Origin of the sequence: Pseudogracilibacillus sp. SO30301A (assembly GCF_037072025.1) — a bacterium.
Classification (GTDB): Bacteria; Bacillota; Bacilli; order Bacillales; family Amphibacillaceae; genus Pseudogracilibacillus.
On the sequence record NZ_JAXHDD010000017.1, the window covers coordinates 53,832 to 76,164 of the forward strand.

Sequence of the window (22,333 nt, forward strand, 5' to 3'; positions counted from 1 at the left end):
TCCATCTGAATGCTAAAAGAAGTGAAAACAATAGTATCTCGTTTATAAATATAGAGGGGGTAGCCAAAAAAATGGGCAAGAAAACATTATTAAAATTAGAACAAGAGAAAGTGGGGGAAGAGTCTACTTCTTTGTTCAAACAGAAATCATTCCTTCTTGTTTGGATTGCTACACTCTTTACTGGATTAGCTACTTCATTTTTTTATTGGCTGAATCTTGGTATGTGGTTCGCCATTTGGGTATGGCAGAGTCATTATCAATTGTTTTAATGGTTACAGCACTGCCGCGATTGTTCTTTATGTCATTGGGGGGGGTTTTGGCTGATCGGGTACGGAGAACACGTATTTTATTTACATCAGATATTATCCGAAGCTTATTGGTTTTTTTGATGGTCGTTTTTTTGTTAGTACAATACCTTCCTTTTTGGCTATTGCTAATTTTCGCTTTACTTTTTGGGATTTTAGATGCATTTTATTGGCCTGCTAACACATCATTAGTTCCAACGATTGTAAAAAAAGAGCAACTAACTCAAGCTAACTCAATTATTCTAAGCACCCAACAAATTGCTTTACTTCTCGGACCAATGTTAGCAGGACTAATACTAACATTTGGTTCATTTGCAGCAGTTTTTTCAACACTTAGCATTTTATTGCTAATCGCAGCAAGTCTCATTTATTTTGTTAATGATCCAATTAAACGTGGGGATGCAAAAGAATCAAGGTCTGTTCGTGAAGATTTTATAGAAGGACTTCAAGTTGTTAAACAAGATTCTTTTATTAAAATGTTTATCATTTTTGCTGTCATTATCAACTTATTTTTTGTAGGTCCATTAGCAGTAACGATACCTATTTTTGTTGATCAAACACTTCATGGGACTGCTATGGATTTAAGTTATTTAGAAACATCGGTCGCATTTGGAGCATTACTTGGCGGCGTATTGACGGCCTTAATTAAAATAAAAAAGAAAAGAGCAATGTTGTCGATGATTTTTTTCCTCATTGTGGGAATCTGTGTGATCGGTCTCGGATTTGTTCAGCTGTTAATTCCCGCAATCATCCTTTTCTTTATTACTAATGTGTTTGATCAAGCCGGGATTATATATATGTATACTTTGCTTCAAGAAAGAGTGGAAATTGATAAAGTAGGTCGTCTAATGAGCCTTTTAATGACCGCTTCAATGGGATTGATTCCTGTATCTCATGCGATGGTATCAGGGTTGTTTCATTTAGGAGTAACACTTTTAACGTTACTAATTGTTTCAGGAAGTATAATTTCGCTTATCTTTTTAGTAACACTTCTATTCGGAAGGAAATTATATTTAAATTAAATTAATAACTTAGGGAGGAGTAACTTTCTTCTGCGGCTTCGATCATGCCATCAGATGTATAGGCCTTTCCGTTTCTTAGCTTTGCATATAAGCATAAACGGCTAGAGCCTTCAAAAACGTAAAGGGGATGCATGCTCTTCTTTCCAGGATTAGTCGAATTATAACCAACCTCAGCGCCTTCCTGATTTCCATAACCGTATTTACTGATGAATCAAAATCAAGGATCACGCGGTTTTGTTCGGATAAAACCCGTTTAGTTAACTCCTCATTTGTTTCCTTTAAGCCATGTACATCTTCGGCAGTTTCAAACCGTTGTAGGTCGTTATAATAGGTCGTATTGTCAGGCAATTTCTCCCACTTAAAAAAGCGTTTCAATAGGGTTTCCTGCTCGACTTCTTAAAAATGATAGATTCTTTCTATCCCTAAAACGCGCCCTAAAATAAGAGCTATCGCAACTTCAGGTAATGGAAAGATTCCACCTTGTTTACTAACATTGAGATAATCCTCCAAATGGTCAGTCAATCGAATTTTCTTTACATAATCAAGAAGAGGCAAGATTCCTCCGTAGGATGTAGCGTGTTCAAAAGTTGGTTCAATAGTCACTTCCCGTGCTAGACAATTGTTCCACTCAGTTAGATGCGGATAATATATGTTTAAACCATTATTTAAATATATAAAACAATTAGGTAACAAACCTATCTCCAAGAATTGAACAAAAATGGCAAGAATTAATTGTTTAGAGCTTTTTGCGATGTACCTATTTCTTATTTTTATATTATAAGGTAGAAACAGCTAATCCAAGTCCGAGTTCTACCCTTATTTAAAAAAGGTGGAAGGTGCCCAAAAAGCACCTTCTTTAGAATTTATCCCTTAACGTCATCTAAACTTGCACCAAAGTTGATATGATATATATTATTATCGATCGCCAATGCTGGGACTGATTTCACACCCTTCTTTTCTGCCTCTTCAATACGATTTTTGTCTGTGCCAAGATGCACCACTTCTGTAGTAATTTTTGATTTGTCAAGATAATCAAGAACCATTTGCTCCGCATCTACACAAATTGGACAACCCGCATGATAAAATATTGCTTTTGACATTTAGGCATCTCCCCCATAATTTTTTGTATCATTACTACTTAAATTAAGTATAGAAGGTGCGATAACAGTAAACAATACCAATTTACCTATGATATCCATAGGTAAAACCAATTGATTTTTTCAAAAACATACTCTACCTCCTATCGAAGTTATGTCTTAATTAACAATCAAAAAAATCACAAAATGGAATATCGAGTAGTTGACCGATTTCTACACCAGACATGTTAAATGTGATCACTCCCCTTCTCAACCAAAAAAGGCAGTTGAAAATTTCTCCTACCATAACCTTTAAATAAAAAAATATAGAAGAAGTTTTTTTAAAAAATAGAAACACAAAAATGCCCAGCTGAACTTAAGCCAGTTGGGCATAAAAGATGATGTATTTTTTCAAAAATGGCGTGCCGAATTTACACCGCATCAAATTATTGAAGACCTTCGTATAAAGGAAACTAATTCGTAATTTCATGTACATTTCTTAAAACTTGTTCTTTAACATTTGAGCAATTTGGATTTTGTAATACAAGTACAATAAGTTGGGCTATTTCTTTCATTTCCATAGATCCTAATCCTCTCGTCATCATAGCAGGAGTTCGAATCGAATTCCACTTGTTACAAGCGGACTTGTCGAATCGTGAGGATGGAGTTTATATTTGCCGTAATCCCGACTTCATCGAGCATTGTTTCTGCATTTTCTCCCATTATCCAATACTACGCACATCGAGCAACACCATATGATTGTCTGTTCTTCCTGAAACGACGTTTAGTCCTTCACTTATTAATGTCTCTGCCAATACTTCTGCATTTTCAAGAACTCTTTCAATATATGTTTTGAAATCGGGTTGCAACGCCTCGCCTAGCGCAACAGCTTTTGCTGCAATATTCTAGGGAATATCGCTTTATCAATTGCTTGTGCCCATGATTCACGACACACGATGGATACCACCTCTTGGTCACGCAATGTTTTATGTGTTGTCGTCGTAACATAGTGTGCATGCGGTAAAGGGTTGGGATGCAATCCTGCAGCAACAATTTCCGCATTATGTGCCATAACCACAAAAAATATAGCTCCGACTTCAGCTGAAATTTGAGCAAATAACTTAAATTCGATTGTCTGTGGATATGCCATGCCGATGTTTATGAGCAAGTTTACGCACTTGATCATCTGATCACACCGTGAGGGATAAAGAAATGATAGTGTTTTCCAGAAAAATTCACTACAGTCCCTGTCGCCTCCATTACAGCTTGACTAACAAAGTTCTCTGATGCAATCAGTTCTATTTTATCTTGTTGTCTTGAAAGTTCTTGCTTAATAGCCCCAGCAAATACTTTATCTTTTTGTTCTAAGTGGCTAAAACAATTTTATATTAATCCACTCCGTTATAGCTTTATAATTTTATTGCGATGATGGTTATTGAATTAATCTGTCTAGTTCATAGTAAAGCATCTATGGTAGGTGGAATCAGATAGATCGAGCATTGTTGTATCAACTACTAGGAATTGTATTAGCTGCAGAAAGTATATTTGGATTATAGGTACAATAAGGTATTCAATTATATGGTGTAGTTATGGAATGAGATTTGCTTCATTTAGGCTAGATTTTAGAAAAGTTTAATACAATTTTATCGAACACTAGGAGGTAAATAAGAATGACTAAACAACTAATTCCTTTTTAAATTAGGTGGTGGAGCAGTTGACTCCCCCACCTTCTTTGTTTTCTAAGAGCAAATAAGTAGCCCTTTTTAACATTTATATTGTTTAACTATTAAAAATGGTTTATTTTAATTTTTTTTATCTTCGGCCATCTGAACTTTGGAACGTGCTTCACCATAGTTTCAAATATAAGTCCCCATTGCTGTTCTGATAAAGTTGCAACTGAAACCTCATTCTTTATTCGAAGATTCCTTTTTAAATGTTTTATTTGAGGTCGTGTAAATACACCCCTAAATGCTAAATCAATAGAGAGTTGGGGATTTTTAAACATATAATCGACCAATCCCCAAAAAATTAAATAATCTCTATAAGATACAATCGGTTTAACCTTTCTATTTATTATAATCATAGCGGAATCAACCCTTGGTGGTGGAGAAAAATTCTTTCTTGAAATATCTTTAACATACCGAATATCAAACCACATTCTCCAAGCAATCACATATGGATCTTTCACAAAATTCGATGTAAATCTTTTTGCCGCACCCTTTTCCATTACAATAACTCCTCTTTGAAAACCGCTTGAAGGTTTATTTAGAAGCATTTTCAGTATTGGTGTTGTAATGGCATATGGGATATTAGAAACAACAATAAAGGCTTTCTTAGGTAGATGAATTTTCAAAATATCTTGATGAATAACTTTAACGTTTGGACTATGAATAAATTCTTTTTTTAAAATATCAACAAATTTACTATCATATTCCACAGCAAATACCTTTTTTGCTTTTTTATTCAAAAACGATGTTAAAGCCCCTTTCCCAGCACCCAAGTCTATAACTAAATCATGTGTACTGATTTTTGCCTGATCTACAATCTCTTGAATCAGTTTCTTATTATGCATCAAATGTTGTCCAGAAAAGGTTAGTGACTTCCTGCGACTTACTTTTTTGATTCTCTTATTTTTCTTTTGGGTCATGCTTCATCTTCCTTTCAAAATAAAAAAGTCACAAGCATCTGCCTGTGATTTGAGAGTAAAAGGGAAGAGACCCATCCTTATTTAATTATGCGGCTGTTAAAAGCCGAAACCAAATACACCAGTCTTTGGTGTAACAAAAAAAAGTTATTTTATACTAAAATAAAGAAAGGCAGAACAATCTGCCTTTCTATACATTACATATTTTTTTATGAAATGAAGATTATTAAAAAAGGACAGACTTATCCCCTCTACTCTGTGAACACAATACAGAGCCTTTGAACGTATTTAATTACTGGTTCAAAGCTGGGAAACGAAGTCTGATAAAATAAATCATTTTTTAATAATCCTCCTAAATGTAAAATATGAATTAAACTTTACACCTCCCCTTAAAATAAGTCAAATAAAACAAGAAATCAAATACTTGTAATTTTTTCACATGATAATCCGTTTTTTGATGTTATGAGTGTTAATATCAAGCACAGTAGTGGATGTAACGGATGATATAATCAACTTTATTATTGAACGATTTCAGAGCATGTTGACCTAGTCCAATTATCACGAATAATACTGTTGCCGCCTTGTACCTCGTTCATTGAGCCAAAATTAATGCAAGAAAATAGCGCCGACAAAATGTAACAATTACGGTAAGCGTAAAAGTCCAATTCATTAACGGATGATAAAAGGAACATATTTCATATACTGAAAGTTCATATGTTTCTGTTCCACAAGAAGTAACAGCTTTTTATACGAAAATGGGAGAAAAGCTCAATTTTGACACAAAAAAACATCCTCCCTAAAAAGTAAAATTACTTTTTTTGGAAAAATCATTTGATTAATTTGTTATATGATGCTTTTTATCCCCCATTCTGTTTTTGATTGGACTTGAGCTTATTAACTACCAAAATGGAAATCTGGACATTATGGATACTTTCTTCCACTAGACGCTCCGCCAGGGCATCCCTTAATGCGAGGAATACTAATCATCGAAAATGTTGTTTCCTCTGGTAGAAGTGTTCGTCATAGAAATGTACGATTACCAAGCTCTGTAGTATCTATAATAAACAAAGTAATTAATTATTAAACACCACACCCCCATTTTCATTCATTGCGGTGTCTGTAAAGACATAGGAGTTTTGAACACGCTCTAATAGATAGAGCTGAAAACCTTATAAAACTAGGTTCTCAGCTCCGTTTATAATCTTTCATCCTTCTATGCGGTTTAAAAATAGGATATCTCAATTTGTATGACTACATTTATTTCCAATTTTTTCTCATCATATTTTAGGCATTCATTCCGCTACCTCGTACCTCCACCGCTTCCACCACCAAAAGAACCTCCGCCGCCACCACTGCTCGTTGATCCTCCTCCGCCACCGCTAACTAATCCACGTGACACTCGACCCTCTGATGCGCTTTGAGTAAACGAGTTTGTTAAGTGAAGGGATCCTCCTGAATAGGATGTTTCTTGTTCATACTGCGGATAAAGATTGTTAAACTGTTTTCTGACAACATCTGTCAGTCCAAGTAATGCCGCCCAAACCATGATATCATCCCAAATTTTCACGTTGATCGCTTCATGTTCGTTCAGCAACGAGTAGTCATAAAGGTAATTGACATACAGATGTACTTTCCTCTCTAAATCTAGTCCTTTCGCTGTCGATTCAAAAGTTTCTCGTTTGATGAAGAATTTCCTCTCTTCTTGTCGCTCCACATATCCTTCATGAATTAATGTTTGTAATGAATCATTTACAATATCTTTTTCCCAAGCAATTATTTTTTTTCGATTCTTTCCCGTCCATATTCTAAACTCGTTTTCTGTTAAAATTTTATCTGAACCTGCCGCAAGTAACATCATATGAAACAGTTTCCCTTCGTGAGAGAATGTATCCATCTCTTTATCAAGGAAATTAATAGATGCTATCTGTTCTTTGCTGAAGAAACTTACTTCTTTCGTTTCGACAATGATTTTTTCTTCTTTCATCCACTTTAAGATAAATGCTGTTAGCAACTTTTCAAAATTACTTACCCCCATCACATATAGAAGATAATAAATGTCTAAAAAGTCACCTGCATACGGATAGTCCCTATAATATTCATTATGATATCGTCTAAAAAATGTTTTTGGTTTTTTCTTTGTTAGCTTAAGACTCGGTCGATAAAAATTTAAAAAGTAAATGGAAAGCACGAATAATATAAAGAAAGTAATTTTTATGAAATTGAAATTGAACAAAGGCCTGTTTTCTTTCCCGTAGTCGCTTCCTTTAAGTGCTTCTTCTTGAATTTCATCAAAGGATTTATCTAAGTGGTCACCTGTTGTAAACATGCCATCTGCGAATTTAACAAGAATTGTCACATAATCTTTTTCATCTAACGGATAATCGTTGGTCGCAACAATTTTTCCATCAAGGAAATCGATCTCACCATTGAATCCAAATCCCCATATGCTTTCAGTTTCCTCACTTAATGCACTTTCTGTTTCAATCTCGATCATAACTTCCATAGGTGGAGTGTTCTGTTGATCATTGACAAATCTCCAAAATAAAATTTGGCTATCTTGTAATTGTTTAATAAAATCTGTAATCGTATATTGTACAATGTACTCATGGTATCCGTACCTGCCGATACCCCAGCTTAGTTCATAGCCGTTCTTAGTTTCAATGATTCCATTTTTAAACGCTTTTTCAGACTGCGATGCTTTTAGATCCCAATCATCAATAAACTGATATGTTTTGCCGTTTTCTGTCACAATAAAATCTTTAATCGTTGATTTTCCAAGATTTTCAATCACCATGTAGTTTTCCGTGCCTTCAGTTAAATATGCTTCTCTTCTTTCCGTTATATTTGCACTTCCGTCTTGGTTGATGAATACATGAATATGTAATTTTTCCACTTGATGTTTAGCTGCATATATTTCCTCAAAGTTAATTAGACCAACTAAAATCAAGAAAAGACATATCGCTATTCCATATTTGTACTTTTTCATTTTAATCCCTCTACTCCCAGCCCGGCATTTCTTGTTTCGTCTCTGTTCCTTGAAAGTACTCTTTTTCCGTAAAATTGAACAGCTTTGCTACCATGTTGGAAGGAAACATTTTAAGTTGGCGATTAAATTTTGTAACAACATCGTTATAGATCATTCTTGCACCACGTACATTGTCTTCATATTTATTTATACTGTCCATAGTATTTCGGTATACTTCACTAGCTTTTAAGTCTGGATAATTTTCAGAAATAGCAATCAATCGACCAACGACATTGTTTAGCTCTGTTTCGTCCTTTTCCATTTCATTAATCGAACTTTCTTTTCCAACACTTATTCTTTTTCCTGTGACAGATTCAAGCGTTTCAACTTCGTAACGCGAATACTTTTTCGTTGCTTGAATAAGGCTTTTAACGGCATCCCATCTCGACTCAATTTGCGTTGCAATTTGAGCTTTACCATTTGTGACCCTTTCCGCTAGAGTGACAAATTGGTTATACGTTGATATCATCCAAAAAATAAGACTGACAATAAGTAAGGTAATAACTAAAACAGTAATGAGCATATAAATTCCTCCCATAAATTCATTGTGAAAAACGAACAGCTATGTTCACGAAAGTTCTTTAAACTCTCGGTGAAGTATCACTAAGCGAACTACATACAGAATGATCGATAACCCATTTAAATAAATAGATTGATAGCCGAATAATTCCATTGACATACCAATTTCTAACGTTTCTATTAAGGTTATTACGCCATTAACAATTAAATAAGACTGATAAACCATCGGGACAAGGGAAAAATAATCCAGTTTGAAATGCCTTTATTCCACAGGTATGAGTACAGCCTTACTTAAAGCGGTTATAGTTGTCAAAATGAACGTCCTCATCATAAAACCCATGATCGACAGCATACAAAATATTTGCTAGATTTGTAACGTCATGATTCATGTTCTTTATTGTAGCCTATTCATTTTGTTGTTACAATTCTTTATTGATAACATTGTGAAAATATAAATTTAACCTCTTTCACTGTTTCTTGAAGATAAGCATGTTTATGTCGTTTATTTCTTTTCTTATTATTGAATGGATTTAAACGTTGTAACACATACCAATCGATGCGGTTCAACCACCTTTTAGACAAAGGAGATAATTGGTAATAATTCTTGAATCCTTGTAGTCTACGGTTCAAGCCTTTCACTAAATCCTTTATGTCCATAAATAATTTATATCGTGGTTCGGTAAAATCTTTGATTTCTTCCGCATTTTCTTCATAGCTATATACTATATTTAATTATTGACAAAATTATGTAACAGACGTATTATGTCATTAGGTAAAAAATTTTTCCTTAAGTAAACTATGTTAGGGGGAGTAAATTGTTATGGGGTTTGAGTTGGAGTTATTTATACTTCTGATCGCTCATATATTGGGAACTTCAATTTTTGGCAAGTTTGAGACTGAGACAGCATGGTGGAGACTTAGTTTAAAATGGTTCATCGTGATTGGGTTAACTTATGTTCTTTATCAATTTATAGATCATTTGGCAATCATATTTGTTCTGTTATGTACTTTAGGAGGGATAATCTTCCACTTCATCTGGTGCCGTAAGCATAATATAGATCCCGTATCAGCAACACCAAGAAAAAAATATTATGAATTAAGAGGTTGGACATATAAGGAAGATTAATTAAGATCATCCATTAAGATCAATTACGTATTCTTAGCGCCAATTTTTCCTATGGAAGTAACTAGGATTAACCTGGTTATCATTAACTTACAAGCTTTTGCTTGCCATATAACTTAATATTACTTTCGCAACGTCATAAATATATTGCATTCATAGAATAAACGATTTAAAACCCTACACCCATGTATATATCTTAGAATTATTGTTAAAAGGGACAAGACAATGTAATCAATTTGTTGTATTGCAATTATAAAGTTAAAAGGTAAATTATCTGACTTAGCAAATGAACAATTCTCATAAGGGGGCTGTTTTTCTTTTTAAACTTCCACCACGAAATGAAACATTTGTAGAATAAAAATTTTTATAATATTACACTTGACAATCCAAATATCCTACAAAATTAAATCTACACTACCAAAAATAATATTTGGTAGGGAGTCTAATATTTTAATACGTTTTTGTCCGTTTAGATTAGGCCAAATGCTGTTAGATCAACGTTTTCACTTCAAATGCTCCCAGTGAATTAAAAAAGAAGGTAACGTAATTCAGCATTACCCGTTCTTTTGTATTTATTTACCCATGTCCTTTTGCTAATTGGGTTCTATCCTCCATTGGAGGTGGTTCTTCCAATAATCCGTGTTCAATCATGAGGTTTCCCCCATCATGTGAAAAGTCCAAAACTTCTTTAATAAATGGTGTCATTTTTAGAGTCACGTCATTCCTTAGATTGTAAGTCGTACCTATAGCACCGCTGCCTAAACCAAAACTACTTAGTAAGGACGTATTATACATCATTAGCTTATCTGAAAATGGCGACATTGTTGAATCTGTAACCCTGCCTGCTGGTGTGGACGGAGGATTAATATCACTGTCTAATAATATTTCGCTAGCTTTTGTAATGATTGTTTTAAACAACTCTTTACCTCGGAAAAAGTGTTTCCGAATATCTTTTTTCTTAGCTACTTGAGCAAAGCCTGTCATTAATTTCATTCCGTCTATATTCGATTCAATCGTTTGGTATAGATGAGCCACTTCAACTGTATTTAATGATCTCTTGTGTCCCGTGATTTTAAATCCTGCCCGATAATTCTTTCCTTTAGCAAACTCAACATGATTGGGCAAGGTAACACTTGGGGATTTTGGAAGCACCCCCTTGCTTAACAAAAACTGTGTCGTTTTTTCACAAAACTCTTCCGCAAATGCTGAGAACCTTCTTTGTAAATCCATGATGTCTTTCCGGTAACTCATCGATATATGTAATGCATGTAAACCTGAAGCAACTTTCATCATCGTACGTAAATACATGACCTCAAAAATGTCGTCAAATAATTGTGGTGCATTAAAGTTTACATCTTTTTCTGTAAACCCAATTGGAACTACTGCCCCTTCTTGTGTAAAAAGGTTTCTTAGTTCATTGACAAAATTACTTTCACCTTCGTAAAACGTTTGCAATATTTCGATAGCTTCTGGATCTTGATTATTTGACAAAAAAGATTCAATCACTCTTACCATCATGGTCTTTTTTTGATAAATAATCCAAAGGGTTGCAAGCTCGGATGACGTTATCGGTATATGTCCTGTTGTCATTTGATCACTCCTCAAGCTTTATATTTACTTGTATGTTTTACCACCATCTGAGAAATATTCATTTTTTAGGATTACATGGTTGTAACTTCAAATTTAAAATCTTCCCTATACTTTAAAGAGAAACTGAGCTTTATATCCTTATTCCCGTCTCCCTCTCATGTGAAATGCTACTCACTGTTAGTAAGGAAAGATTATTAAAATGAGATGAGGTATTGGCGGAAATGAAAAAGAAGGGCGATCGCCCCTCTTTTTAGCTTTTACATTCGTCTGCTAACCTTTTAATAACATCTAAAGTTTCTTCCCAGTTTTTATCCGAATGCTCATACATCGTTGAGGTAGAAAAGTTGCTATGTTTTAATCTCAGTGAAAAAAACTTCTATTTTAAGTAATTTAACGATACCTCTCTTATGAAGAAACAATACAAAAACCAATAGATTCTTTGAAATAATCAAAAAATAGTGTGAAGTTGTTCTGTTTGATTTAATCTCTTCAAAAATTTCGCCTGATTATTAAAAAACACAAGGACAGAAGCATATCAAATAAACATGTGTAATTCAATAGGAGTCTTTTATTCATTATTATAAAAATCAATAACGGACATGGCTAATGATACGACTTTATCTGGGAGATTTTTTGGTGAAATGACCTTTATTTTGTTTGCGAATCCCAATATAAATTCTATAGCCTCTTGCTTATCATTAAATCTTAGAGTTGCTGGTATCCAGTCACCAGTCGGATTTTCTGTTTTAATAACTTTAACAAACTTACCTGTAAAATTAATTCTGTTAATAATTTCTGTATGGATTTCTACTTGTACATCATATTTCGGTAAGTTTTGTACAAACTCTACTTTTGATTGTTCCCAGTATGTGGCCAAATTGAAATGAAGCGGTCTTTTAAAAGTTTCATCTTCAACTTTTGCATTTTGTATACGTGATACCCTATAATTCCGTAGTTCTTCATTTCTTACGGCAACAAGGTACCACTTATTTCCTTTGGCCACTAATCCTAATGGCTCAATTAACCTTTCCTTTTGTTCCCCATCGGCCTGTTCATAGAAAATTTTTAACTTTTTACTTTCCCAAACGGCTTGTTGCACGATATTAAGAGCATCCTTTTTTTCTTTGGGTTGTCTCCAAGTACCCGAATCTATATAAATTCTTTCCCACATTGCTTGCGCTTCATTCCGATAAGTATCTGGGATAGCTGCAAGTAGCTTTTGTCTCGTATCAAGTAGCTGATTATTTAATCCCAAATCTTCGAGCAATTCACCAGAAGGGAAAAGAAATAAAGATTTCATGTCATCTATGTTTAATCCACTTAATTTACTCCGAAAATTATCTAATAGAAGCCATCCCCCCTCTTTACCTCTTTGAGAAACAATTGGGATCCCTGCATTAGTTAATGCATCCATATCTCTAAGAATGGTTCTATCCGATACCTCTAGTTCATTAGCTAATTCTTTTGCAGTCATTTTCCCTCTATTCTGTAACAAGATCATAATACTTATTAATCTATCTGCTCTCATCAAATCCATCCCTTCGATGAAAATAATAATGAATTATATTTATATGACAATAGGTGTCGTGTTTTAACGATATACTTATTTTAGAGAAAAGGAAAGGAGAAGGATTATGAATCAAAATCGAAAGGTAGTACTATTCATTGCATCGAGTTTAGACGGGTATATTGCGACAAAAGAGGAGTCACTTGAATGGTTGTTTAAAGTGGAGGGAGAAGGGGATAATGGCATTTCCGAGTTTTTAGACACGATTGATACCGTTTTAATGGGGAAAACAACTTACGATTGGATTATCAAGCATGAAGGTGACAAGAGCTGGCCGTATGCGGATAAAAATTGTTATGTGTTCACAAGGTCTTTAATTGCTGATACGGAGCAGGTGAAATTTATAAGCCCTGATATTCAAGATTTTGTGAGCAAATTAAAGAAACAAGAGGGGAAAAATATTTGGTTGGTTGGAGGTGGCAAACTGCTATATTCCTTCCTAAAAGAGAATATTGTTGATGAGATCATTATAACCATTGCCCCAACACTCATAGGAAAAGGGATTCCTTTATTCAAGAGTGGAGATTATCACTTAGAATTATTGTTAAAAGGGACAAGGCAATTTAATCAATTTGTAGAATTGCATTATGAAGTTAAAAGGTAAATTATCTGGCTAAGCAAATAAACAATTCTCATAAGGGGGCTGTTTTTCTGTTTAAACTCCCACCACGAATTGAAACATTTGTAGAATAAAAATTTTTATAATATTACATATGACAATCCAAATATCCTACAAAATTAAAGCTAAACAAGACTCTCTACCAAAAATAACTTGGTAGGGAGTCTAATATTTTTATACGTTTTTGTCCGTTTTAGATTAGGCCAAATGCTGTTAGATCAACGTTTTCACTTCAAATGCTCCCAGTGAATTATTCCCGCTCTACTTTTAGGGTTCGGGATATTAAGCAAAATTGTTGATTTTAAAGGCTTTTCAGAAAATATAAATGATTATAATCTAGCAAAAATTAATTAGTAAATGCAATTTCAATGCAATAAATACAAGTCATTTTATAAAGTACCCACTATAAAAATTTGATATCTCCTACAAAAGACGTTTCAAGTAAAGCGTCTTATTTTTGTGGAAGACGGATATGATCTTCCTGTGAGGTCATTTCAATTTCGTCTTCAGGAATTTGTAAGTTATCTATTTTGACTGAGAATTTACGCTCCTCTGTTCCTCTCACCTTTTTTGTTTCAATCACTTCAATTAAATTTGCTTCTAGTAAAAGATTTATATGACGATATAACGTAGCTTGAGGAACGTCTCCAAGTATCTCAACAAGTTGTGCGATCGTCAGCGGTTTGTTTAGCAACAATTGCTGTACAATTCGCATTCGCACGGGATGAAGAAGTAAATCGGCTTTTCCTTTCATTAAATTCCTCCCCAAATTATTATCATTTTATAAAATGATAATATATTATTAAAACAAAATTGTCAACTGTAGGTTTAAAATAAAGCTTGACCAGTAACCCCCACAAACCCACATCTCAGGTTACATGAAAAGATTTTGTTCTGATAATAATTATTGATTTAGACCTTCTTAAGAAAACACTTTATCTTATGAGCCATGTAAAGGAGGATTAGATGATTCAAGATAAAGAAAAGGAACGTCTATTCATTAATGAATTATATTGATTATCGTTGGACTCATGATTATTCAACTTTTAGAAGAACAGCAAGGTACCGCAAAAACATAAAACTTCACATTATTAGTAGTTTAATAATAATAAATTCTAAAGTTAGCGTTCCCTCTTTTAAAAGTAAAAAATAATATTACAAAATATTCCTAGAAATAATAGAATACTTACACATTATTGACCCATCAGAATTTAAAGACTCGCTATTGACCCTCACACCATGTAATACTTTAATATGGCTATAACGTAGTAACTTAGGAGGCAAATTATTATGAAAATAGGCGAATTATCATCAAAAACCGGAGTTAGCATCCGGTCCATTCGATATTATGAGGAAAAAAAATTAATTGATCCAAAGCGATTAGAAAATGGATATCGTATATATAGCGAAAAAGATGTGGAGCGTATAAAAGCGGTTCAACTTTTTTTAGAATTAGGTTTAAATACAGATGAGATTTTTCCTATTATATCCTGTGGATCTTCTCATCCCGTAGATAGTAACTCTTCTAATTGTGCTTCTACCGCACTTTCTCTTTATAAAGAAAAATTAGAAAAAACTCGTGAACAAATAAATAAGTTACAAAAAGTTGAAAGAGAATTAGAAAGCTTTATTAATTTTTGGACCAATGTAGAAACTCAAGGAAAAGGCGGTGATACCAAATGAATTACCGCATTTTCATTTTGGTCATAGGTACTTTTATTATTGGTACAGATGATTTTGTCATTGCCGGTTTATTACCCCATATTTCTAACGATATGAATGTTACGATTGTTGCGGCGGGTCAGTTGGTTACTGCATTTGCCATTGCTTATGCTATAGGGGCTCCCATTTTTGGAACACTAACGATGAATTTGCCATTGAAAACACTTTTAGTTGTATCTATGTTGGTATTCGCCATTGCAAATGCACTTTCTGCAATGGTTACTTCTTTTGACATGCTCTTTTTCACAAGAATATTAGCTGCTTTAGCTGCTGCTATATTTACGCCTTTAGCTATGACTACATCTACTAGTTTAGTATCTGACAAAATGAGAGGCAAGGCATTGTCATTTATATTGACAGGAATAACCATGGGGTTAGTTTTAGGTGCGCCTATTGGAACATGGATTGGAAATGCTGTCACTTGGCGTTTTTCCTTTGTTTTTATATCAGTCATTTCTTTCATTACTGTCATAGGAATTTTACTGTTTTTACCTAAAATGGAGAGAAAAGCAGAACTGAGTATTAGGGAAAGATTAAAAGGCTTCAATAAAACAATTGCATTAACATTATGTGTAAACATAATTGGTACTACTGGTGGCTTCATGACCTATACGTATATAGCCCCGATCATTACAGGTATTACGAATGTAGAGAATATTAGTGTCTTTCTTATGTTGTTTGGTATAGGTGCACTTTTCGGAAATTTAGTAGGCGGTTACTTTACAGATAAGATCGGTGCGCCAAAAACATTAAAGCTATCACTTGGAGGTTTCGCCATATTACTAGCAGCATTCTCATTTTTATCACTACTGAATCCATCTACATTTGCCATTGTAATGGTTTCATTTGTGGCAATATTGTGGGGAATTCCTGGTTTTGGTATGAACCCAGCTCTTAACTCTTTTCTTATATCCTTAAACCCTAAACAGGCTCAAATGGTTTTATCATTCAGTGCCTCTGCTCTTTACATGGGAATTGGATTAGGTGCATTTATAGGAGGCGGTGTTATAAGTATAAGTTCAGTGAATTATGTAGGGCTAGGAAGCGGAGTATTCGTACTTATTGCATTAGTACTGTTTACTTTTGTTAATAGGGTCGCTAATAAGAAAGCCAAATCGACCTTTTCCTAAGATCTTACCATTTAGTTTTGCCCTCTATCTTATTTGATGGAAACTTAAAGATATAGAATCACGTTTTAATTATTTACTATTTGAAACCAATTAGAGTCTAAGAATTGGTGGAACCTTGATGAAAGTACACCCAAAAGCTGAACCTACTGTTCCTTGAATGATATGTATATCTTGATTGTTCTGTATATTAATTGCAGAAATATCATAAAATACTGGCGCACAATCCATTATAGTAGTGATACGACGTGGGCTCGTATCTGAAAAGCTTAAGCAAAATTTGACATAAAGAAAGCCGAGTTTTCCTATACTAAGGAACTCTCTGGCTTTTTTAGATAAATTGTCTATATTAATATTAAATTACTCCTAATCGATTGGGAAAGTAATATTACACTGGGTTCCTAGTTGAAGTTTACTATTTATCTCAATTTCTCCACCATGAGCAATGATGATTTGCCTTGCAATTGCCATTCCTAATCCTGTTCCGGAATTATTAGAAGTTGCACTCGTCCCCCGGAAGTACCGGTCGAATAAATGTTCAAGAGTTTCTTGACTTATACCGACTCCATTATCTTCAATTAAAACACGAATTTGCCTTGGATGAGACAGTTCTTCATGAAGTATGATCTTAATTTTAGTTTCAGGCGGATTATGTTTAATACTATTAGCAATTAAGTTTTCAAATGCTCGTTTTAAATATTTCGTATCCATATTAAAAAATATTTGTTCCCTATTCGTTTCAAATGAAAACACCTTATTTTTTGATTCTGGCAATCTTTTCAGTTGTTCCAAAATTTCTTTGAGTACAATTACAAGGTCTTTTTGTACAAGTTGTATCGGAATAGCATCATTTTTCAATTGAAAAGTTAAGTTAAAGTCTTCAATTAGTTGTTCCATATACTCCACACGTTCCTCCATGATTTTAGAAAAGTGACGTACTTTGTCTTGATCCCAATCATATTCATGTGAAGATAGTAGTACCGTATATCCCTTGATAACAGACAAAGGAGTTTTAAGATCATGTGAGACTCCTGTCATCCATTCTTCCCTTGTCTTTTCTAATAATGCTCGTTCTTCTGTGTTTCTTTGAAGGGTTGATGTGAGCTTGGAAAGAGCCTGCGTCAATTCTTTATACGTATTATATTTGGCTTTATTTCGCCAGCGTTTCTTCTGATTAAATTTCCAAGTGTGTAAAGGTTCTTCATGTTTTCCTCTAGATAGATTTTCAATCCAGGATACAATGTAAAGTAAAGGCGCCCCTAATTGTCTTCCAAAAAATACGGCAATTAATATTCCAATGATAATGATGGAAAGAATCCATAGATTATTCACCCAATATTGAAAGGGATTATTACTTGTCATCGGTTTCCCTAAAACCCATGTTAGATCCTGGTTATCTAAAGTTTTATACCATGTAGATAGCTGAAAACCCTTTTTAGCAGGATACAAGTAATCAGACACTAGTTCCCCGGGGGCATAATGATTCGGTATACTTTTAGGTTTATTAATGGAAAAGACTTCATTACCTTGCTCATCCAATACTTGCATCCACATATTGTATCTTACCAAATCCTCTTTTATCTTCGAGCTTATTGAAATCTTTTGATCAACCACATCCGTATGTTCAACGATATTGCTAATCGTTAATTGAGGGGGTTCTTTTTTGTTATGACCAAGAAAGAAGCTGAATAGAACAATACTAATTACGATGAATATGCCCCAAATAAGCATTAACCAAAAAAGTCGCGATACGAAATAATAGGCGACACGATTTTTTAATTTCACAACAATTCCTCATTTGACCCGACTTCAAATATATAACCTAATCCTCGAACCGTTTTTATCCATTTAGGTCTACTAGGATCTTCTTCTATTTTTTCACGTATACGCCGTACATGTACCATCACCGTACTATCCCCACCATAAAACTCTCCCCACACATCTTTATAAATTTGGTGTTTGCTTAAAATTTGGTTAGGGTGTTCACAGAAATAGAGTAAAAGCTTCATTTCCTGAGTAGGACACTCTACCCGTTCACCATTAACAATAAGTCTTCCAGTATTAGGATCTATATTAAAAAAACCATAATCATAAATTTTTTTCCGTGTATGTTGGGATGGAATTTGAATAGAACGTCTTAACTGAGCTTTCACGCGAGCTACCACTTCTAATGGATTAAAAGGCTTTGTAATATAGTCATCTCCTCCAAAGCTAAACCCTTGTAACTTATCTAAATCTGTTGTTTTTGCTGTAAGAAACAGTATAGGCACATCTGTCTCCGAACGAATTTTGCCACAAAGCGTAAAACCGTCTATATCAGGTAACATAACATCTAACAATATAATGTGAGGATTATTTTTTGTTGTCATTAAAAGTGCTTCTGCTCCGGTAGTGGCTATTAAGACATTTTGAAAACCTTCTTTTTCAAATACGGTGATTAATAAATCTAAAATATGCTGATCATCATCAACGATAAGAATATTATGATCTTCGAGTTTTAAGGTCACGTTTCATCCCCCTTCCTATCTTCATTATTATTGTACATTAATCATCAATAAAAAAAACCAGTTGAGTAATGAATTTATATTCTGTTCAGATTTCTGAAAAATGTAATTACTCCATAGCCCAATCTATTCTAAGTATGTAATTGAGATAGGAAAATATTCGGAATTGGATTGTTAAGCAAATGTTTAGGTAAAGTTTCATTCATGTTTAATTCATTTCGTTTACGATAGAAATGAGGTGAGGAACAGATGAATGATCAAGTATTAATGACACATGATCTAACAAAAAAGTACAAAAAACACATATCTGTAGATGGACTAAATTTACGGATTGAACGTGGACAAATTTATGGATTCCTTGGACCTAATGGGGCCGGGAAAACGACGACAATTCGCATGTTACTAGGTTTGATAAAACCAACAAAAGGTAATATTGAAATTTTTGGGCAAAGCCTGAAAAAAAATCGTCTGCAAATTTTACAACAGATCGGATCGTTGGTGGAGTCCCCAACATACTATGGAAATTTAACCGGTCGCGAAAATTTAGAGGCGGTTCGTAGGTTACGAGATCTTCCAGAAAAACGTGTGAATGAAGTGTTGGAAATTGTAAGATTAACCAAAGCTGCGAACAGGCTAACAAAAGAATATTCGCTTGGAATGAAGCAACGTCTAGGGATTGCCGCTGCGATGCTTAGTAATCCAGATTTATTAATACTTGACGAGCCAACTAATGGTTTAGATCCGTCTGGTATCCAAGAGATTAGGGAGTTGATTAAAGAATTGCCTGGGGCTGGAATGAGTGTCCTTGTATCCAGCCACTTGTTAAGTGAAATAGATCAAATGGCTACACAGGTAGGGATAATCAATAATGGAAAAATGATTTTCCAAGACTCGATTGAACGCTTAAGACAAAAACAAAAACCTCTATTAAAAGTCGGCGTTAGTGATGTCATGAAAGCAAATGCAATATTAAAGGAGCAAGGGTTAAAGGCCGATTTACAAAACGATTTCTTGTGGTTATCCCAAACAGAACCGGCATTTGTTTCAGATATTAACGCTACTCTCGTTCATTCGGGTATATCTGTGTATCGACTTGAAGAAGTGAAAAGAACACTAGAAGATATTTTCTTAGAATTAACCGGTACAGAGGGAAGCTTATGAAAAAGATATTATGGGCAGATCAATTGAAATTAAAGCGTTCATCGTTAGTGATCATTGTTTTATTGATTCCGTTACTTATCTTGGCATATGAGTTAGTGAATCTTACCTATCGTGCTGAGTTTGTGGAAAAACAGGCCGAGATGTTCGGTGCCGGTTCCATGTGGATGTATTTGTTGTATGACAATAATTTGTTATTCGGTCTTGGTTTTCCATTGGCTGCTACACTTGCTGCATCAGTGATAGCAAATATTGAACATCAGGCAAATGGATGGAAACAAACCCTTTCAATGCCTATTTCAAGGGGGAAAATTTATTTAAGTAAATTTATTTGGCTAACGATTAGTCTGTTCCTTTCCACTACTATTTTTCTGATTGGCATGGTTTTTCTAGGGAAGGTACTCGGATTTGAAGGGGATATTCCATGGGGCTTATTAATCGGCGATTGTTACGGTATGTTAATTACAGTATTACCAATTATGGCTTTTCAATTTTGGTTATCCATGACCATTAAAAATCAGGCTTTCTCGATTCTTATTGGATCAATTTCTGCTATTATGGGTCTATTTTTAGCAGCCGCTCAAACGACAAGATGGTTACCATTAGCCTATCCAATCCAATCATCAACGGTTATATTGCAATATGAGGGGATAGGGTTTAATCCAGATTTTTCAGCCTTCCTCGTCATCAATTTGTTATTAGGCATCATCCTAATGTTTATAGGTTCCATACATTTTGCTAAACAGAATGTCCAGTAAGGAGAGATTATTTTGAAAAATGTCTTATATGTTGAACGATTAAAGTTAAAACGCTCCAAGTTGTGGTTGCTTTACTTGATAGGTCCCTTATTAGGTGTGTTCCTAGCTTATATTAATTTCTTTAAAAACTATGATCTCTTTATGCAACCTGGAGATAATGCATGGATCGAAGCGTGGACACAAGTAGCGTTGTTTATGGGTCCTTTTGTATTGCCAATCCTAGTTGGGATATACACAGCTCTTGTTTGTAGAAGTGAACATGTTGGCGGAGGGTGGAAACAACTATTAGCCTTACCGATCAAACATTCAAATGTCTTTTTAGGGAAATTTCTAACAGTAGTAAAAATGGTAGTTATTACAATGCTAGTCCTATTAATCTTGTTTATAGGATTTGGTTATATAAGGGGAGTAGAAGGCAGTCTTCCGATATTTACAATACTTGGGTTTCTGCTTAGAGGCATTTTAGCGTGCTTGCCTTTGATTCTTCTACAATTAATTATATCCATAAGAGCTAAAACTTTTGGTATACCATTAGCTGTTAGTATTGTTTTTACTCTCCCAGCTATTATTGTTGCCAGCACACCTTTAGGACAGATTTATCCTTGGACGCAGCCTATGCTCGCAATGTCACCAGAAGATGAATCTCCTATTCAATCTTACTTGTTATTTTATTCATTAGTTATTGGAACCTTCATAGTTTTGCTAATATATGGTTTACGGAGTTTTTTGAAGCGGGATATTTTTTAATCGCATCTAACGGCTCTTCAACTGAACTCTCTATTTGGTCTTTTGTTCCAAGATAAGAAAGTATATAATTTTTGCAGGAAACTGTTTGATAACATAAACAGCCCTGTCTAGCTCCAGCGCTTAAGCCATATCAAGCTTCACACTTCTCCACTACGATAAGCGGACATCGGCTCGTCCCTCGCCGTGTTCCCTTTATCTCATTGCGAAGTGCCCCAGCTTGTACGTTGCTGAACGGTCGCTTGCGCTTTTCTTAATTGTTGGATTGGTTTATAGAACTTCGTTTAGAAATTATTTTTGGGAACACTGCCCAGAGTGCGCCTTTTTTGGACACGGCGGTATGAAGAAGGATACTGCCGTGTTTATTTACTTTTTCCTGATTTGATACCGTTCTACATATTAAAAAAGAGTTTGAAGTTCTATGGGATTACTACGGTTATAACAAGGTCATGGTTTTATTTTATATTTCTCTATGAAAACCTGACTGATCATCGACGCTCCAAACAGGACTAATCCCCTCTGAATAGATTAAATAAGTTCGAACAGAGAATCAAAGTTCTGTCCAAAATCAGCACTTACCATTTTTATAAAAAACAACAGCAACAGAATAAGAATAAAAAAAGAGACTAGTATCAACTAGACTCATCTTTCATATTCTTTATTATTATTTTTTTGCTTGTTCTCAAACCCATTATTGTCAATCATTTGATTTTTTACTTGATTAAAAAACGATTCTATTCTTTTTTCCTGTAATGCAAATTCATAGAACGCTTCAGTATCACTTTCACTTGGAAATTCTTTAATTTGTACTTCATGTAGTATATTATAAT

General features: G+C 34.3%; 22 protein-coding genes and 1 pseudogene. 9 read left to right on the plus strand and 14 right to left on the minus strand.

Annotation, left to right across the window (positions count from 1 at the left end):
• Nucleotides 1-71 precede the first annotated feature (71 nt).
• Both SPD89_RS10415 and SPD89_RS10420 read left to right on the plus strand, forming a co-directional pair.
• Entirely contained in the window at nucleotides 72-269 is a 198-nt protein-coding gene (locus SPD89_RS10415; RefSeq protein WP_336261883.1) for a hypothetical protein, read from the plus strand.
• The gene (locus SPD89_RS10420; RefSeq protein WP_336261884.1) at nucleotides 224-1,327 is read left to right on the plus strand and encodes an MFS transporter; all 1,104 of its coding nucleotides are present in this window, start codon (nucleotides 224-226) and stop codon (nucleotides 1,325-1,327) included. Before SPD89_RS10415 ends, SPD89_RS10420 begins: the two co-directional genes overlap by 46 nt.
• A gap of 75 nt (nucleotides 1,328-1,402) precedes the next feature.
• Here SPD89_RS10420 and SPD89_RS10425 read toward each other — a convergent pair whose 3' ends face one another.
• The 8 genes and pseudogenes from SPD89_RS10425 to SPD89_RS23040 form a co-directional block, all read right to left on the minus strand.
• The gene (locus SPD89_RS10425) at nucleotides 1,403-1,702 is read right to left on the minus strand and encodes a hypothetical protein (RefSeq protein ID WP_336261885.1); all 300 of its coding nucleotides are present in this window, start codon (nucleotides 1,700-1,702) and stop codon (nucleotides 1,403-1,405) included.
• A 21-nt stretch (nucleotides 1,703-1,723) separates the two neighbouring features.
• Nucleotides 1,724-2,020 (minus strand): hypothetical protein, encoded by a 297-nt coding sequence (locus tag SPD89_RS10430; protein WP_336261886.1) that lies wholly within the window; start codon nucleotides 2,018-2,020, stop codon nucleotides 1,724-1,726.
• A 170-nt stretch (nucleotides 2,021-2,190) separates the two neighbouring features.
• On the minus strand, nucleotides 2,191-2,427 hold the full coding sequence (locus tag SPD89_RS10435) for a thioredoxin family protein (RefSeq protein ID WP_336261887.1): 237 nt from the start codon (nucleotides 2,425-2,427) through the stop codon (nucleotides 2,191-2,193).
• 449 nt (nucleotides 2,428-2,876) lie between these two features.
• Nucleotides 2,877-3,738 (minus strand): annotated as a pseudogene (locus SPD89_RS10440) (hypothetical protein).
• Between the two features lie 451 nt (nucleotides 3,739-4,189).
• Nucleotides 4,190-5,050 carry a 23S ribosomal RNA methyltransferase Erm gene (gene erm / locus SPD89_RS10445; RefSeq protein WP_336261888.1) on the minus strand — a complete coding sequence of 287 codons (861 nt, stop codon included), beginning with the start codon at nucleotides 5,048-5,050 and terminating at the stop codon, nucleotides 4,190-4,192.
• A 1,297-nt stretch (nucleotides 5,051-6,347) separates the two neighbouring features.
• Nucleotides 6,348-8,033, minus strand: a complete 1,686-nt coding sequence (locus tag SPD89_RS10450; protein WP_336261889.1) for a DUF2207 family protein — start codon at nucleotides 8,031-8,033, stop codon at nucleotides 6,348-6,350.
• 10 nt (nucleotides 8,034-8,043) lie between these two features.
• On the minus strand, nucleotides 8,044-8,595 hold the full coding sequence (locus SPD89_RS10455; RefSeq protein WP_336261890.1) for a LemA family protein: 552 nt from the start codon (nucleotides 8,593-8,595) through the stop codon (nucleotides 8,044-8,046).
• 425 nt (nucleotides 8,596-9,020) lie between these two features.
• On the minus strand, nucleotides 9,021-9,248 hold the full coding sequence (locus SPD89_RS23040; RefSeq protein ID WP_442961119.1) for a group II intron maturase-specific domain-containing protein: 228 nt from the start codon (nucleotides 9,246-9,248) through the stop codon (nucleotides 9,021-9,023).
• Between the two features lie 163 nt (nucleotides 9,249-9,411).
• Here SPD89_RS23040 and SPD89_RS10460 point away from each other — a divergent pair, with 163 nt between their 5' ends.
• Nucleotides 9,412-9,717: a hypothetical protein gene (locus tag SPD89_RS10460; RefSeq protein ID WP_336261891.1), complete on the plus strand. Its 306-nt coding sequence runs from the start codon at nucleotides 9,412-9,414 to the stop codon at nucleotides 9,715-9,717.
• 573 nt (nucleotides 9,718-10,290) lie between these two features.
• Here SPD89_RS10460 and SPD89_RS10465 read toward each other — a convergent pair.
• Together SPD89_RS10465 and SPD89_RS10470 are read right to left on the minus strand one after the other, a co-directional pair.
• Complete coding sequence (locus SPD89_RS10465) at nucleotides 10,291-11,304, minus strand: DUF3231 family protein (protein WP_336261892.1); 1,014 nt, start codon at nucleotides 11,302-11,304, stop codon at nucleotides 10,291-10,293.
• 568 nt (nucleotides 11,305-11,872) lie between these two features.
• Nucleotides 11,873-12,832 carry a helix-turn-helix transcriptional regulator gene (locus SPD89_RS10470; protein ID WP_336261893.1) on the minus strand — a complete coding sequence of 320 codons (960 nt, stop codon included), beginning with the start codon at nucleotides 12,830-12,832 and terminating at the stop codon, nucleotides 11,873-11,875.
• 106 nt (nucleotides 12,833-12,938) lie between these two features.
• Between SPD89_RS10470 and SPD89_RS10475 the strand changes: the two genes are divergently transcribed.
• The gene (locus tag SPD89_RS10475) at nucleotides 12,939-13,475 is read left to right on the plus strand and encodes a dihydrofolate reductase family protein (protein ID WP_336261894.1); all 537 of its coding nucleotides are present in this window, start codon (nucleotides 12,939-12,941) and stop codon (nucleotides 13,473-13,475) included.
• A gap of 466 nt (nucleotides 13,476-13,941) precedes the next feature.
• Here SPD89_RS10475 and SPD89_RS10480 read toward each other — a convergent pair whose 3' ends face one another.
• A complete protein-coding gene (locus tag SPD89_RS10480) occupies nucleotides 13,942-14,244 on the minus strand; it encodes a helix-turn-helix domain-containing protein (RefSeq protein WP_336261895.1) in 303 nt (100 codons plus the stop codon).
• Between the two features lie 536 nt (nucleotides 14,245-14,780).
• On the opposite strand from SPD89_RS10480, the gene SPD89_RS10485 reads away from it, so the two are divergent.
• Together SPD89_RS10485 and SPD89_RS10490 are read left to right on the plus strand one after the other, a co-directional pair.
• A complete protein-coding gene (locus SPD89_RS10485) occupies nucleotides 14,781-15,173 on the plus strand; it encodes a MerR family transcriptional regulator (RefSeq protein ID WP_336261896.1) in 393 nt (130 codons plus the stop codon).
• The gene (locus tag SPD89_RS10490; protein ID WP_336261897.1) at nucleotides 15,170-16,342 is read left to right on the plus strand and encodes an MFS transporter; all 1,173 of its coding nucleotides are present in this window, start codon (nucleotides 15,170-15,172) and stop codon (nucleotides 16,340-16,342) included. Before SPD89_RS10485 ends, SPD89_RS10490 begins: the two co-directional genes overlap by 4 nt.
• Nucleotides 16,343-16,705: 363 nt before the next feature.
• On the opposite strand, the gene SPD89_RS10495 is transcribed toward SPD89_RS10490, so the two are convergent.
• Both SPD89_RS10495 and SPD89_RS10500 read right to left on the minus strand, forming a co-directional pair.
• Nucleotides 16,706-18,124, minus strand: a complete 1,419-nt coding sequence (locus tag SPD89_RS10495; RefSeq protein WP_336261898.1) for a sensor histidine kinase — start codon at nucleotides 18,122-18,124, stop codon at nucleotides 16,706-16,708.
• Nucleotides 18,121-18,846: a response regulator transcription factor gene (locus tag SPD89_RS10500; protein ID WP_336261899.1), complete on the minus strand. Its 726-nt coding sequence runs from the start codon at nucleotides 18,844-18,846 to the stop codon at nucleotides 18,121-18,123. The genes SPD89_RS10495 and SPD89_RS10500 overlap by 4 nt, the downstream gene beginning before the upstream one ends.
• Nucleotides 18,847-19,092: 246 nt before the next feature.
• Here SPD89_RS10500 and SPD89_RS10505 point away from each other — a divergent pair, with 246 nt between their 5' ends.
• From SPD89_RS10505 to SPD89_RS10515, 3 genes are read left to right on the plus strand one after another with little or no spacing between them, the layout of a single operon-like run.
• Nucleotides 19,093-20,004, plus strand: a complete 912-nt coding sequence (locus tag SPD89_RS10505; RefSeq protein ID WP_336261900.1) for an ABC transporter ATP-binding protein — start codon at nucleotides 19,093-19,095, stop codon at nucleotides 20,002-20,004.
• Nucleotides 20,001-20,759 (plus strand): ABC transporter permease, encoded by a 759-nt coding sequence (locus SPD89_RS10510; protein WP_336261901.1) that lies wholly within the window; start codon nucleotides 20,001-20,003, stop codon nucleotides 20,757-20,759. Before SPD89_RS10505 ends, SPD89_RS10510 begins: the two co-directional genes overlap by 4 nt.
• A gap of 12 nt (nucleotides 20,760-20,771) precedes the next feature.
• Nucleotides 20,772-21,506: an ABC transporter permease gene (locus tag SPD89_RS10515; RefSeq protein ID WP_336261902.1), complete on the plus strand. Its 735-nt coding sequence runs from the start codon at nucleotides 20,772-20,774 to the stop codon at nucleotides 21,504-21,506.
• A gap of 639 nt (nucleotides 21,507-22,145) precedes the next feature.
• On the opposite strand, the gene SPD89_RS10520 is transcribed toward SPD89_RS10515, so the two are convergent.
• Nucleotides 22,146-22,333 (minus strand): hypothetical protein (locus tag SPD89_RS10520; RefSeq protein WP_336261903.1); only part of this gene is annotated, 188 nt, incomplete at its 5' end.